Source organism: Ruegeria sp. P10 (genome assembly GCF_056534925.1).
The window spans coordinates 75020-88525 of record NZ_JBQERJ010000006.1 but is presented as its reverse complement, the minus strand read 5'-3'; the positions used below and the strand labels follow the sequence as shown (position 1 = coordinate 88525).

Genomic DNA, 13506 nt, shown 5'->3' with positions numbered 1-13506 from the left:
CCGCCCTTGTTCAGTCTGGCCGCGATCTTACTCCGCTGCCATCGCATCCTCGATCTTTTCGACACGAATGGCCGAGAACTTGAACTCGGGGATCTTGCCGTAGGGGTCGATGGCCGAGTTCGTCAGGATGTTCGCCGCCGCTTCGACATAGGCAAACGGGATGAACACCATGTCTTCGGCAATGGCCCGGTCGGCGCGCACCATGATTTCAATCGAACCGCGACGCGTGGTCAGGCGGATCATTTCGCCCGGTTCAATCCCCATCAGCTTCAGCGTGCGCGGGTTCATCGAGCAGTTGGCTTCTGGCTCGACCGCGTCAAGAACCTTTGCCCGGCGGGTCATTGAACCGGTATGCCAATGTTCCAGCTGACGGCCGGTGGTGGCAATCATCGGGTATTCATCATCGGGCGCTTCATCAGGCGGGATGACATTGGCCGGAGTGAACCTTGCTTTGCCCCCCGCGCGGGGGAAGCCATCGCCGAACACAATAGGCTGGCCGGGATCGGTTTCGCTGAGCGACGGATAGGTGATCGTCTCGTTTTCCAGCCGTTCCCACGTGATATTGTCAAGCGACTGCATGGTCAGTTTCATCTCGGCAAAGACCTCGGACACATCTGTGTAATCCCAGTTCAGCCCGATACGCTGCGCCAGTTCGACCGTGATCTTCCAATCCTCGCGCGCCTCACCCGGAGGCGCCACGGCCGGACGGACACGTTGCACCTGACGGTTGGTGTTCGAAACCGTGCCGTTCTTTTCATACAGCGCCGAGGCCGGCAGGATGATGTCGGCATAGTTCGCGGTTTCGGTCAGGAAGATGTCCTGCACGATCATCAGGTCCAGCTTGGCCAGGGCCTCACGTGCGTGGCCAACATCCGGATCGGACATGGCCGGGTTTTCACCCTGAATATACATGCCCTTGATGTTGCCTGCATAGGCTTGGTCAATGATCTCGGTGACGGTCAAACCCTTCTCGTTTGAGAAATCGTCCGATTTCCAGACCTCGGTGAACTGCGCGCGAATGCCGTCATCCGTCACCGTCTTGTAGTCCGGCAGGAACATCGGGATCAGCCCGGCGTCTGATGCGCCCTGCACGTTGTTCTGGCCCCGCAGAGGGTGCAGACCCGCGCCGGGTTTGCCGACATTCCCGGTCATCAGGGCCAGCGAGATCAGGCAGCGCGAATTGTCGGTGCCGTGGATATGCTGGCTGACGCCCATGCCCCAAAAGATCAGACCCGCCTTGGCATTGGCAAAGGTGCGCGCAACGCGACGCAGCTGATCCGGATCGATGCCGCAGATCGGTGCCATCGCCTCGGGCGTGAACTGGCGCAGGTGCTCTTTCTCGGCCTCCCAGTTCTCGGTCCAGCGGTGGATGTACTGGCTGTCATAAAGCTCTTCTTCGACGATCACGTTCATGATCGCGTTCAGCATCGAGACATCGGCACCGGGCCGGAACTGCAGCATTTCGTCCGCGAATTTGCGCATGCCGACGCCGCGCGGGTCCATCACGATCAGCTTGCCGCCGCGCTTGGCGAACTGCTTGAAATAGGTGGCCGCGACAGGGTGGTTTTCAATCGGGTTCGACCCGATGATGATGGCCACATCGGCATTCTCGATCTCGTTGAAGGTCGCCGTCACCGCGCCCGAGCCCACGTTCTCGATCAGAGCGGCAACGGACGACGCATGGCACAGACGGGTGCAGTGGTCGACATTGTTGTGTTTGAAACCCTGACGGATGAACTTCTGGAACAGATAGGCTTCCTCGTTGGTGCATTTGGCCGATCCAAAGCCCGCAACGCTGCGCGGGTCTTGGTCGCGCAGGGCGATCAGTCTGGTGGCCGCCAGATCCATCGCCTCTTCCCAGGTCGCTTCGCGGAAATGGGTCGACAGGTTGCCGGGATCAACGTTCAGACCTTTTGCCGGTGCATCCTCGCGCCGGATCAGCGGTTTGGTCAGGCGGTGCGGGTGGTGGATATAGTCGAACCCGAACCGGCCCTTGACGCACAGACGGCCTTCGTTGGCGGGGCCGTTGATGCCCTCGACATATTTGACCTTGCCGTCCTTGACCTTGAGGCTGACCTTGCAACCCACCCCGCAGAAGGGGCAGACGCTTTCGGTTTCGGAATCGTAATCCTTGCTGTCGCCATGCTGCTGGTCGTCCAGGACGGTGGCGGGCATCAGCGCGCCGGTCGGGCAGGCCTGAACGCATTCGCCGCAGGCCACGCAGGTCGACTCGCCCATCGGGTCGTTCTGGTCGAACACCACCTGCGCGGTATGCCCGCGCCCGGCCATGCCGATCACGTCATTCACCTGAACGTCGCGGCAGGCGCGGACGCAGAGGTTGCAGTTGATGCAGGCATCCAGATTGACCCGCATCGCCACATGGCTGTCATCCAGCAACGGGATCTTCTCGGGCTCTTTCGCCGGAAAGCGGCTGTCGCTGACATCATTCAGCTTGGCCATATCCCAGAAATGGCTCGATTTGTCATGCGGCTGCTCGGGCTGGTCGGCCACCAACAGTTCCATGACCATGGCGCGCGATTTCTCGGCGCGGTCGGTGTCGGTTTTCACCACCATCCCGTCAGCCGCCGGACGGATGCACGAGGCGACCAGCGTACGCTCGCCTTCCACCTCGACCATGCAGGCGCGGCAGTTGCCATCGGGTTTGTAGCCCGGCGCCGGTTTGTGACACAGATGCGGGATCACCAGTCCACGGCCGTTGGCCGCTTCCCAGATGGTGGTGCCTTCGGGCACGGTGACGTCATCGCCGTTCAGGTTGAAGGTGACGGTCTTGTTTGGGCTTGCATCAAGCATGGCTCTGTCTCCCTCAGATTTCTTCAGCGAAGTGTTTCATGACCAGGCGGATCGGGTTCGGGGCCGCCTGCCCCAGCCCGCAGATCGAGGCGTCGCCCATCACCTGGCACAGATCTTCCAGCAGGTCGGTATCCCACTTCTCGGCCTGCATCAGCTTGACCGCTTTTTCGCAGCCCGCCCGGCAGGGCGTGCACTGGCCACAGCTTTCGTCCTCGAAGAACCGCAGCATGTTCAGCGCCGCATCGCGGGCCGTGTCCTGATCGGACAGAACCACAACCGCAGCGGATCCGATGAAGGTGCCCAGCGGCTGCAGGGTGTCAAAGTCGAGCGGGACGTCGTCGATGCTGGAGGGGAGAAGACCTGACGACGGCCCGCCCGGTTGATACGCCTTGAACACATGACCTTCGGCCATGCCCCCGGCGGCATCAATCACGTCAAGAATGGTCGACCCTGCCGGCAGCAGGTAGACGCCGGGTTTCGCTACCCGGCCCGAGACCGAATAGCTGCGCAGCCCCTTACGGCCATTCTTTTCAACTGAATTGAGGATCTCCGGACCTTCCCGGCAGATTTTGGACACCCAGAAGAGCGTTTCCACGTTGTGCACCAGCGTCGGTCGTCCAAAGACGCCGACCTGCGCCACGAAGGGCGGGCGATGACGCGGCAGGCCCTTTTTGCCCTCGATCGATTCGATCATTGCGGATTCTTCGCCGCAGATGTAAGCGCCCGCGCCGCGACGTAGGTCAATATAGCCCGGCTCGACGATTCCGGCATCTTCCAGCGCGGCAATCTCGCGCCGCAGAATCTCCAGCACAGCTGGGTATTCGTCGCGCATGTAGATGAAGCAGGTCTCTGCCTGAACCGCCCAGGCGGCGATCAGCATACCTTCGAGGAAAACATGCGGCGTGCGTTCCAGATAGTAGCGATCCTTGAAGGTGCCGGGTTCGCCCTCGTCCCCGTTCACGGCCAGATAGCGCGAGCCGTCATTCATGCGGACAAAGCCCCATTTCTTGCCCGACGGAAAACCGGCGCCGCCCAAACCGCGCAGGCCCGAGGCCAGAACCTGTTCCTGAACCGCTTCCCAGTCACCGCCCTCGCGCAGCTCTTTCAGCTTGGTATAGCCGCCATTGGCCTCGTAGGGCGCGAAGGTTTCGTAATCGGGTAGATGAGCATGGGTGTCATCGGCAGCAATAGCGGCCTGCACCTTTTCAGGGGTCGCGTGGTCGATATGGTTGTGACCAATCTCGAGCACCGGTGCCGTGTCGCAGCGTCCCATGCAGGGCGCGCGCAGAACGCGCACTTCGAACGGGTCCAGCCCATCCTCCAACGCTTTTTTCAACTGCTGCGCACCAGCCATTTCGCAGGACAGGGAATCACAGACACGAATGGTCAGCGCGGGGGGCGGTGTTTCACCTTCTTTCACCACGTCGAAATGGGCATAGAAGGTCGCGGTCTCGTAAATCTCGGCCTGCCCGATCCGCATCTCGACGGCCAGCGCGGCAATATGGTCGGCGCTGATATGGCCGTGCGTGTCCTGAATCAGATGCAAATACTCGATCAACAGGTCGCGGCGGCGTGGGCGATCGCCCAGCAGGCGCGCAATTTCGGCCTGTGCTTCATCCGTAAACTGTCGGCCTTTGGGCGTGTGCCGCCCCTTGCCTTTACCTGACTTCCAGACGCCCTTGGGTGCGCCTGATGGCTTGGTGTCTAATGGTGCCATAATGCCCTCCGATTCAGGCCCCGTGTCTCATCAGGCTAGCATATCGTCAAATCGCTTTTTGCAATCGCACGATAACGACATCTTATCACCGTAAAGACGTCACCACAGCGCGCAGTGCCTGCACCGTTGGCAGTTCAGGATCTCGGCTCAGGGTGGCCAGACAGATCGGTTTGCTGACAATCGGATCGACCAGCGGCAGCACCTTTGTCCCCTGCAACTCGCCCAATGCCCGAATAAGGACACGTGGCACAACCGTGGCAGCCAGCCCCTCGCGTGCCATCACCATCGACGCGGTAAATCCACTGGTTTCGGCAACCACGTCCGGGTGCAGCCCCTGTTCGGCAAAGATACGATCCAGAATACGCCGGTTTTGCATCTGCGGCTCGAGCAGGCTCAGCGGAAATTCAGCCACGCGCGCCCAAGGCAAGGGGCCGTTTTCGTCCGTCATGTGTGACGGAACCAGCAGAACATAGGTTTCCTCGTACAAAGGTTGCACCTGTCGCAGATCGGTCCCGATGCTGTCGCCATATGTTATCCCGGCGTCCAGGCTTCCTTCGTCCAGCCGGTGTTGAATGGCGGTGGCAGACATGGTTTCGATGCGCGTAACGATGCGCGGATGCGCTTGCCGAAAGCGTTTGGTGAGGCGCCCGGTAAAGGCGATGGCCGTCGGAATCACGCCAAGGATCAGCGTACCGGTGATCTCGCCCTTGGTGGCCAGCACCTGCTGTTCCAGTGCTTTGGTGTCATCGAGAATACGACGCGCCCGCTGGACGATCATCTCGCCCTCTTCGGTCAGACCCTGAAACCGGTTGGCGCGGCGGACGATAGAGACGCCCAATCGGTCTTCGAGGTTACGGATACGCATCGAGAACGCGGGTTGAGATATCCCGCATTCCTCTGCCGCCTTGGCAAAATGCCGATGCCGTGCCAAGGCACTGAGCAATTGCAGGTCGCGAATTTCGATCATCTCAGGGCATTCCTGTTGGCGGGTCGTTCGTCAGAGTATCGGATATTCGACGGCAGAGAAAAGAGCGCTTAAATTGCGCGGGCTGCGACTTGTGATTCCCGAACTCAAGGCATTTACCATGCAGGAACAGTGAATCGTATGACGTCTTCAACCAAGCGAAACAAAGCTGACAAAACCCGGAAATTACCTTAGTTTCCAGAGGCGGAGGTTTCAGGATGACGGAACGAATAACAGGTGGGTGCAAATGTGGCCTGGTTCGCTATGCAGGCACCCGACTTGATGTACCAATGTTTCGCTGTCACTGTCGCGACTGCCAGCACCTCACAGGTTCCGGGCATTCAGAGATGATGCCTTTGGTCCGTGACTCTTTTGAAATAAGTAGTGCTTGCAAAACGTACGAAATGCTGGGCGGGTCGGGCAACCCAACGTTCAGCGGCTTCTGCCCGAACTGTGGAGCGCAACTTACAAGGCGCAGCAGTCTTATGGATGATCGTATCTATGTTCACGCATCATCGCTAGATGATCCGCGAAAATACAACCCGGAAAAATCAATCTATCAAGAGTCTGCGCAATCTTGGGATGCAACCTCAGTCGTCGGACAGACTTAAAAGCACAGGACAGTTCATTTCCCGATTTGAGTTGGCGGGCCTCGATACGCCAATACGATTGCGGATTGTGGCGCAATTTCAGGTGTTGAACAAAAAGTGCATCACGTCGCCATCCTTGACGACATAGCTTTTCCCCTCTGCCCGCATCTTGCCTGCCTCTTTTGCCCCTTGCTCGCCGTTGCAGGCGACAAAGTCTTCATAGGCGATGGTCTCGGCGCGGATGAATCCCTTTTCGAAATCACCATGAATGACACCAGCCGCCTGCGGTGCAGCGGTGCCGGTGCGGATGGTCCAGGCGCGAGCTTCTTTCGGGCCGACCGTAAAATAGGTTTCCAGTTTCAGCAGGTCGTAACCGGCACGGATCAGACGGTCGAGACCGGGCTCTTCCAGACCCATTTCCTCAAGGAACATCTGTGCCTCGTCCGCTTCAAGCAGGCTGATCTCTTCTTCGATCTTGGCGCTGATAATGACGTGAGAGTTGCCCTGGGCGGCAGCCATCTCGGCAACTTTCGCCGAGTATTCGTTGCCTTCAGCGGCTTCTTCCTCGGACACGTTGCAAACATAAAGAACCGGCTTGGTGGTCAGCAGTTGCAACATCTTCCAGGCCTTGGAGTCCTCGTCCGAAACCTCGACCAACCGTGCAGGTTTGCCGCCTTCCAGCATCTTTTGCGCTTCGGCAAGCAGGCGGTCCTGCTGTTGGGCCTCTTTGTCATTGCCTTTCAGCTTGCGCACCAGATTGGCGCGGCGCTTTTCGATGCTTTCCAGATCGGCGAGCATCAGCTCAGTCTCGATGGTGTCAGCATCGGCCACGGGGTCGATGCGGCCTTCTACATGGGTCACGTCGCCATCTTCGAAACAGCGCAAGACATGGGCGATGGCATCGACCTCGCGAATATTTGCCAGAAACTGGTTCCCGAGCCCCTCGCCTTTCGAGGCCCCCTTCACCAGTCCGGCGATATCAACGAATGTCATGCGCGTCGGGATGATCTGTTTTGACGATGCGATTGCGGCCAACTTGTCGAGCCGCTCATCCGGCACGGCCACATCGCCGACATTGGGCTCAATCGTGCAGAACGGGAAATTCGCGGCTTGCGCGGCAGCGGTTTTGGTCAACGCATTGAACAGGGTCGACTTGCCCACGTTCGGCAGACCCACGATTCCCATCTTAAAGCCCATAACGGCCTCCTGCATAGAATACGAACGCAGCTTCTATGCAGGTCCGCATCAATGCGCAAGTGATTGCCGGGCCACTTTGTTTGAGTCCCTTCGGCCACATCACGAAATTGTTCTCAAATCGTGTTCTTGTCGGCCCTGAAAACCGAAGGGTAGGATGAACAATTAACATAGCGCGATCAAATTAAATGGCAGAATATAATGGAAAAACTACTTCTTGCAGCCGTACTGACGGTCTCTACATTTGCTACAGCCCATGCTCAGACGGTTGTTCTTGGTGCCGGGTATTCAGATTTTTCCGAGGCGACGTCCGAAGATCAGGCACTGATCGCTCTCGAGTACCATCACACTCCTTTTCACCAGGCAACTCGGTTCAGTGCTGGCTGGGGTGCTGCGTTTTCTGTGAACGAAGACGGGGATACGCATATCGGTGTTGGGCTGGTCGGGCTGTATTCTCTGGGTGAGCGCTGGTTCGTCGAAGGCAGTGTCATGCCGGGATACTTCAATGCCAGCAACGACCAGAACGACCTGGGCGGAGACTTTCAGATCCGCAGCCTTTTGGGTCTTGGATATAACCTGAACAACGGCAACAGAATGTCAGTTGCGATCACGCACAAGTCGAACGCCAGCACCAACGATGAGAACCCTGGTGTAAACGCGGTTCTGCTGCGGTACCATCTGGGCTTCTGAGCTATTCCTGCGTTGGCGGGATTGATTTTCGGTCAAAGTTTCTGCACACGGGTCCAAACCCGATTGCAAGGACATCCGATGACCCGTATCGACGCTAAGTTTACCGCCCTGAAAGCCGAAGGAAAGAAGGCTTTTGTTGCCTATGTGATGGCAGGGGACCCGGACTATGACACCTCGCTCGACGTGGTCAAAGGCCTGCCCGGCGCGGGTGTGGACATCATCGAACTTGGTTTGCCCTTCACTGATCCGATGGCGGATGGCCCCACAATTCAGGCAGCGGGTCAACGCGCGTTGGACGGCGGGATGACGTTGCAGCGCACATTGGATCTGGCGCGCGCGTTCAGGGAAACAGATGACACAACGCCAATTGTCCTGATGGGGTACTACAACCCGATTTACAGCCGGGGTGTAGAGGCTTTTCTGGCCGATGCCAAAGATGCCGGTATTGACGGGCTGATCGTTGTCGATCTGCCGCCCGAGGAAGACGAAGAGCTTTGCCTGCCTGCGCAGGCGGCCGGCCTGAACTTCATTCGTCTTGCAACACCTACCACGGATGACCAGCGCCTGCCGCGCGTTTTGCAAAACACCTCGGGCTTCGTGTATTACGTCTCAATCACTGGCATCACCGGCGCGGCCGAGGCGCAGGCAACGGATGTGGCCCCCGAGGTTGCCCGTATCCAGGCCGCAACCGAGCTGCCGGTGATCGTGGGCTTTGGCATCAATACGCCCGAGAAATCCCGCAATATCGCGTCCGTGGCAGATGGTGCCGTAGTCGGATCGGCGATCGTCAGCCAGATCGGTGCAGGCAAACCGGTCAATGAAGTGCTGGATTTTGTAAAGTCCCTGTCGGATGGCGCTCATAGCGCCTGATCCCGCAGATAACACAAGACTAAAAAGCCTGCCGCAGACTGTTCTGGGGCAGGCTTTTTTGACTGCCCGACGCCGGGCCAGATCATTGCAGGCGTTGACATGCATTGGTAAGGAAAACGAACCAGTAAGTTCGGAGGTCTGAGTCATGCCTGTGATAACCAATATCGAAAACCTCAGGCGCATATACGAGCGTCGCGTGCCGCGGATGTTCTACGATTACGCTGAAAGCGGCAGCTGGACGGAACAGACTTTCCGCGAAAACAGTTCCGATTTTAAAAAGATCCGCCTGCGTCAGCGGGTTGCCGTTGATATGTCCGGGCGTTCGACGGCCTCGGAAATGATCGGCCAGAAGGTGTCAATGCCGGTCGCGTTGGCCCCGGTCGGGTTGACGGGGATGCAGCATGCGGACGGAGAGATGAAGGCCGCCAAAGCCGCCGAGGATTTTGGTGTGCCCTTTACCCTTTCCACAATGTCGATCAACTCGATCGAAGACGTGGCCGAGCACACCGACAAGCCGTTCTGGTTTCAGCTCTACACGATGAAGGACGATGACTATGTCAGCCGTCTGATCCAGCGGGCCAAGGACGCCAAGTGTTCGGCGCTGGTGATTACGTTGGATCTGCAGATTCTGGGCCAACGGCACAAAGACCTGAAGAACGGCCTGTCCGCACCACCCAAGCTGACCGCAAAGACCATAGCGAACCTGATGACCAAATGGGCCTGGGGCATTGAAATGCTGGGTGCCAAACGGCGCGAGTTCGGCAATATAGTGGGACATGTGCAAGGTATCTCGGACGCGTCTTCACTGGGGGCCTGGACCGCTGAACAGTTCGACCCCACCCTCGACTGGAGCAAAGTCGAAAAACTGATGGAAAAGTGGGGCGGAAAAGTGATCCTGAAAGGGATACTCGACGCGGAAGATGCCAAAATGGCTGCCAAGCTGGGAGCGGATGCCATTGTCGTGTCGAACCATGGTGGGCGTCAGCTGGATGGTGCGCTCAGCTCGATCCGGGTATTGCCCGAGATCATGGACGCTGTCGGCAACGATGTCGAAGTGCATCTGGACAGTGGTATCCGCTCGGGTCAGGACGTGCTTAAGGCATTGGCACTGGGGGCCAGGGGGACGTATATCGGCCGCGCATTTGTTTATGGGCTGGGCGCCATGGGCCAGAAAGGCGTCACCACCGCGCTGGAAGTGATTCAGAAGGAACTTGATACAACAATGGCGCTGTGCGGTGAAAAAACCGTTAGCGCGCTGGGGGCGCACAATCTTCTGGTACCAGAAGATTTTGGTGGTCGCTGGCAAGCCTGAGACTGCGGGAGATTTGGGGCTCTGCCCCCGCCGCCCGTTCCGGGCGTCTCCCCCGGGATATTTGTGGCCAGATGAAGCAGCGGACCCTTCACTCATTTGACGAAGAACACTCCGAAGCGCGCGGTTGGGCCATAGAGAACGACAAGCTGTGATTTCCCCCCTTTCCAAACCGGATGAATCGAGATAAGGACGCGGCTTCACGCGGGTATACAGCCTTGGAGGATACCCGCCCTAACATTGGAGAATTATCATGGCTGGAGAGATTCCTGATCTCGTAGCTCTGGAACGGACGGGGACAGGCAAGGGCGCCGCTCGCAAAACGCGCCGCGAAGGCATGGTTCCGGGCGTAGTGTTTGGCGGCGACAAAGATCCGCTGCCGATTCAGATTCCGTTCAACGAACTGTTCAAGCGCCTGAAGGCCGGTCGCTTCAAGTCGACCCTGTGGAACCTGAAAGTCGAAGGCCATGAAGACGTTCGCGTCATCTGCCGCGACGTTCAGCGTGATGTCGTCAAAGACCTGCCGACCCACCTGGACCTGATGCGCCTGCGCCGGACCACCAAGATCGCACTGTACATTCCGGTTGAGTTCATCAACGAAGATGAAGCCCCCGGCATCAAGAAGGGCGGCGTGCTGACCGTTGTCCGCCCGGAAGTCGAGCTGTTGTGCACCGCAGGTGACATTCCTGAGAAGATCACCGTTGATGTGGCCGGAATGAACATCAACGACGTCGTCACCATTTCGTCGGTTGAACTGCCCGAAGGCACCAAGCCGACCATCGACCGCGACTTCGTGATCGCAAACGTCTCGGCACCGACCGGTCTGTCGACAAGTGACGACGAAGAAGGTGAAGAAGCAGAAGTTGCAGTCGATGAAGTCGAAGTCGTCGGCAAAGAAGAAGAATAAATTCGGATCAAACGTCTGATTTTTGAAACGGGGTTCTGACGAGCCCCGTTTTTTTGTGGTCATGACGCGCGGCGCCGGCTGGATTTCCATGGCAATTCCGGGCATCACATAGCCTCGAGGCTACAGAGGCGGAGCATGGTCATGAAACTCTTTGTCGGATTGGGAAACCCGGGGCAGAAATACGCCCGAAACCGGCACAACATCGGGTTCATGGCTGTGGAACGGATTGCGGAAGATCATGGGTTTGGCCCATGGAAGTCCAAGTTTCAGGGCGAAATCTCGGAAGGGCGGTTAGGGTCTGAAAAAATCCTTTTGCTGAAACCACAGACCTTCATGAACCGGTCCGGTCAATCCGTGGGTGAAGCGATGCGTTTCTACAAACTCGAGTCCACAGATGTTGTCGTGTTCCATGACGAGCTGGACCTCGCCCCGGGCAAAGTGCGGGTAAAGGCGGGCGGCGGACACGCTGGGCATAATGGTCTGCGTTCGATCCACGACCATATAGGCGCAGCCTATGACCGTGTCCGGCTTGGGATCGGACATCCGGGCCGCAAGGAAATGGTCTCGGCTTATGTCCTGAGCGACTTTGCGAAATCCGAGAGTGACTGGCTGGACGACGTTCTGCGGGGTGTTTCGGACGGCGCGCCCCATCTGGCCCAGAATGATGGTGGAAAATTCATGAACGCGGTGGCCCTGCGTACTGCTCCGCCCCGGTCGTCCAAGACGGCGGCTCCGAAAGCTGAAACCGCATCTAAGGCACCTCCGAAGCCACCAGCCGACGAACGGTCGGCCATGCAGAAACTGTTGGACAAGTTCAAATAGCGCCCCGCCCTCTTTCCGTTACGTCGGCGTTGCGAAAGCGGGATGTCCACGTTCCAATACACGCAAACAAGGGAGGCTATGCGATGCGGTCCATACTGAAGTGGGTTCTGCGCATTGTGCTGGCGCTGGCTTTGGCCGCCGCTGCCGTTGGGCTTTGGAAACGCGAAGAGTTACAGCGCCTGATGGCGGTGAACTCTCTGTTTTCCGAGGACAAGATCGTTCACAACTTTTCGCATATGGATGAAGCCTTTCTGACCGTGGATCTGCCGCGTGGAAACGCCCCAACATGGGAACTGCCCTACGGCGAAGGTTTCGATCTTCCGGAAGGCACCGACACTTGGATCAATGAACGCTCGGTCACTTCTTTGCTTATTATGCACAACGGCAAGATCCGGTTCGAGGAATACTATCTGGGCACCGGTCCCGATGATCGCCGGATTTCGTGGTCAGTGGCAAAAAGTTATCTGTCGGCGCTTTTCGGCATTCTCCTGCAAGAGGGCGCAATCGATTCATTGGATGATCCCGTCGTCAAATACGCCCCCAAACTTGCAGGCAGCGCATATGACAGGGCGACAATTCGGAACGTTCTGAACATGGCCAGCGGCGTCACGTTTGACGAAGATTATCTGGACCCGAAATCTGACATCAACAGGATGGGCCGTGTGATTGCCCTGGGCGGTGAACTGGACGATTTCGCGGCCTCATTGCAGGACAGTTTCGCGCCCCCCGGTGAAACCTGGCAATATGTTTCCATAGACACGCATGTATTGGGCATGGTGATACGCGGGGCGACCGGTCGCAGTGTCGCGGATCTATTGACGGAAAAAATCCTTCAGCCCCTGGGCCTTGAGCGGGACGGGTATTATGTCACTGACGGCGCTGGTGTCGCCTTCGTTTTGGGCGGATTGAACTTCACGACACGTGACTTTGCACGGTTCGGGCAAATGATCCTGCAAGATGGGTCATTGAACGGCCGGCAAGTGGTGCCCTCCGACTGGATTTTCGAGGCAACTCAACCCAGCGCCCCGACCGCTCAGGGGAAGATTGGATATGGGTACCAGTGGTGGATCCCGCGCGGCGCCCATGAGGGAGAGTTTCTGGCCCGGGGCGTGTATGGGCAATACATCTATTTCAACCAACCTCGCGGCGTTCTGATTGTGTCTACCGGCGCTGATCGGAAATTTCGCGACACTGGCGTAAACGACCAGAATATCGAAATGTTCCGCAAGATCGCAGAAAGCCTGTAAGGTGTGTTCATGCAGAAGCAAGACAGTATCAATGTACTCGGCGGCGTTCTGGCGCCCTGCTCACGCGATCCTCTGACCGGGTTCTTCCGCGACGGTGCGTGCAATACCTGCCCCGAGGATCAGGGAAGCCATACGGTTTGTGCCGTGATGACGGCCGAGTTTCTGGCATTCTCGAAATACGTCGGCAATGATCTGAGCACGGCTCGGCCCGAGTTCGATTTCCCGGGCCTCAAGCCCGGTGACAGCTGGTGTCTGTGTGCCGGCCGGTTCCTACAAGCCCATGACGAAGGATGCGCCCCAAAGGTTCACCTGGAGGCGACCCATCAACGCGCGCTCGAGATTGTGCCGCTTGATATCTTGCTTCAGAACAAGGCGAATGCCTAGA

12 protein-coding genes are annotated in these 13506 nt (G+C 58.1%); 8 read left to right on the top strand and 4 right to left on the bottom strand.

The window, feature by feature from the left end:
- Positions 1 to 27: 27 nt before the first annotated feature.
- The 3 genes from fdhF to ACR0FB_RS11720 form a co-directional block, all read right to left on the bottom strand.
- Complete coding sequence (gene fdhF, locus ACR0FB_RS11730; protein WP_480620750.1) at positions 28 to 2811, bottom strand: formate dehydrogenase subunit alpha; 2784 nt, start codon at positions 2809 to 2811, stop codon at positions 28 to 30.
- Between the two features lie 13 nt (positions 2812 to 2824).
- Complete coding sequence (locus tag ACR0FB_RS11725; RefSeq protein ID WP_480620748.1) at positions 2825 to 4528, bottom strand: NAD(P)H-dependent oxidoreductase subunit E; 1704 nt, start codon at positions 4526 to 4528, stop codon at positions 2825 to 2827.
- An 85-nt stretch (positions 4529 to 4613) separates the two neighbouring features.
- Entirely contained in the window at positions 4614 to 5495 is an 882-nt protein-coding gene (locus ACR0FB_RS11720; RefSeq protein ID WP_171636780.1) for a LysR family transcriptional regulator, read from the bottom strand.
- Between the two features lie 215 nt (positions 5496 to 5710).
- Between ACR0FB_RS11720 and ACR0FB_RS11715 the strand changes: the two genes are divergently transcribed.
- Positions 5711 to 6103, top strand: a complete 393-nt coding sequence (locus tag ACR0FB_RS11715; RefSeq protein WP_171636778.1) for a GFA family protein — start codon at positions 5711 to 5713, stop codon at positions 6101 to 6103.
- 78 nt (positions 6104 to 6181) lie between these two features.
- Here the strand turns inward: ACR0FB_RS11715 and ychF are convergent, their stop codons facing one another.
- Positions 6182 to 7279, bottom strand: a complete 1098-nt coding sequence (gene ychF, locus ACR0FB_RS11710) for a redox-regulated ATPase YchF (protein ID WP_480620746.1) — start codon at positions 7277 to 7279, stop codon at positions 6182 to 6184.
- Positions 7280 to 7477: 198 nt separating this feature from the next.
- Between ychF and ACR0FB_RS11705 the strand changes: the two genes are divergently transcribed.
- The 7 genes from ACR0FB_RS11705 (at position 7478) to ACR0FB_RS11675 (ending at position 13505) form a co-directional block, all read left to right on the top strand.
- Positions 7478 to 7966 (top strand): acyloxyacyl hydrolase, encoded by a 489-nt coding sequence (locus tag ACR0FB_RS11705; protein WP_171636774.1) that lies wholly within the window; start codon positions 7478 to 7480, stop codon positions 7964 to 7966.
- Positions 7967 to 8044: 78 nt separating this feature from the next.
- Positions 8045 to 8836, top strand: a complete 792-nt coding sequence (trpA, locus tag ACR0FB_RS11700) for a tryptophan synthase subunit alpha (protein WP_480620744.1) — start codon at positions 8045 to 8047, stop codon at positions 8834 to 8836.
- A 145-nt stretch (positions 8837 to 8981) separates the two neighbouring features.
- Entirely contained in the window at positions 8982 to 10148 is a 1167-nt protein-coding gene (locus ACR0FB_RS11695) for an alpha-hydroxy acid oxidase (RefSeq protein ID WP_480620743.1), read from the top strand.
- Positions 10149 to 10398: 250 nt separating this feature from the next.
- On the top strand, positions 10399 to 11052 hold the full coding sequence (locus ACR0FB_RS11690; protein WP_171636768.1) for a 50S ribosomal protein L25/general stress protein Ctc: 654 nt from the start codon (positions 10399 to 10401) through the stop codon (positions 11050 to 11052).
- A 141-nt stretch (positions 11053 to 11193) separates the two neighbouring features.
- Positions 11194 to 11874 carry an aminoacyl-tRNA hydrolase gene (pth, locus tag ACR0FB_RS11685; RefSeq protein WP_480620741.1) on the top strand — a complete coding sequence of 227 codons (681 nt, stop codon included), beginning with the start codon at positions 11194 to 11196 and terminating at the stop codon, positions 11872 to 11874.
- An 83-nt stretch (positions 11875 to 11957) separates the two neighbouring features.
- Positions 11958 to 13121 (top strand): serine hydrolase domain-containing protein, encoded by a 1164-nt coding sequence (locus tag ACR0FB_RS11680; RefSeq protein ID WP_171636764.1) that lies wholly within the window; start codon positions 11958 to 11960, stop codon positions 13119 to 13121.
- Positions 13122 to 13130: 9 nt separating this feature from the next.
- On the top strand, positions 13131 to 13505 hold the full coding sequence (locus tag ACR0FB_RS11675) for a DUF2237 family protein (protein WP_171117420.1): 375 nt from the start codon (positions 13131 to 13133) through the stop codon (positions 13503 to 13505).
- The last annotated feature ends 1 nt before the right edge of the window (position 13506 follow it).

Coding starts and splice junctions, on each gene's coding strand:
- fdhF (WP_480620750.1), bottom strand. CDS start 2,811: ATGCTTGATGCAAGCCCAAACAAGACCGTCACCTTCAACCTGAACGGC.
- ACR0FB_RS11725 (WP_480620748.1), bottom strand. CDS start 4,528: ATGGCACCATTAGACACCAAGCCATCAGGCGCACCCAAGGGCGTCTGG.
- ACR0FB_RS11720 (WP_171636780.1), bottom strand. CDS start 5,495: ATGATCGAAATTCGCGACCTGCAATTGCTCAGTGCCTTGGCACGGCAT.
- ACR0FB_RS11715 (WP_171636778.1), top strand. CDS start 5,711: ATGACGGAACGAATAACAGGTGGGTGCAAATGTGGCCTGGTTCGCTAT.
- ychF (WP_480620746.1), bottom strand. CDS start 7,279: ATGGGCTTTAAGATGGGAATCGTGGGTCTGCCGAACGTGGGCAAGTCG.
- ACR0FB_RS11705 (WP_171636774.1), top strand. CDS start 7,478: ATGGAAAAACTACTTCTTGCAGCCGTACTGACGGTCTCTACATTTGCT.
- trpA (WP_480620744.1), top strand. CDS start 8,045: ATGACCCGTATCGACGCTAAGTTTACCGCCCTGAAAGCCGAAGGAAAG.
- ACR0FB_RS11695 (WP_480620743.1), top strand. CDS start 8,982: ATGCCTGTGATAACCAATATCGAAAACCTCAGGCGCATATACGAGCGT.
- ACR0FB_RS11690 (WP_171636768.1), top strand. CDS start 10,399: ATGGCTGGAGAGATTCCTGATCTCGTAGCTCTGGAACGGACGGGGACA.
- pth (WP_480620741.1), top strand. CDS start 11,194: ATGAAACTCTTTGTCGGATTGGGAAACCCGGGGCAGAAATACGCCCGA.
- ACR0FB_RS11680 (WP_171636764.1), top strand. CDS start 11,958: ATGCGGTCCATACTGAAGTGGGTTCTGCGCATTGTGCTGGCGCTGGCT.
- ACR0FB_RS11675 (WP_171117420.1), top strand. CDS start 13,131: ATGCAGAAGCAAGACAGTATCAATGTACTCGGCGGCGTTCTGGCGCCC.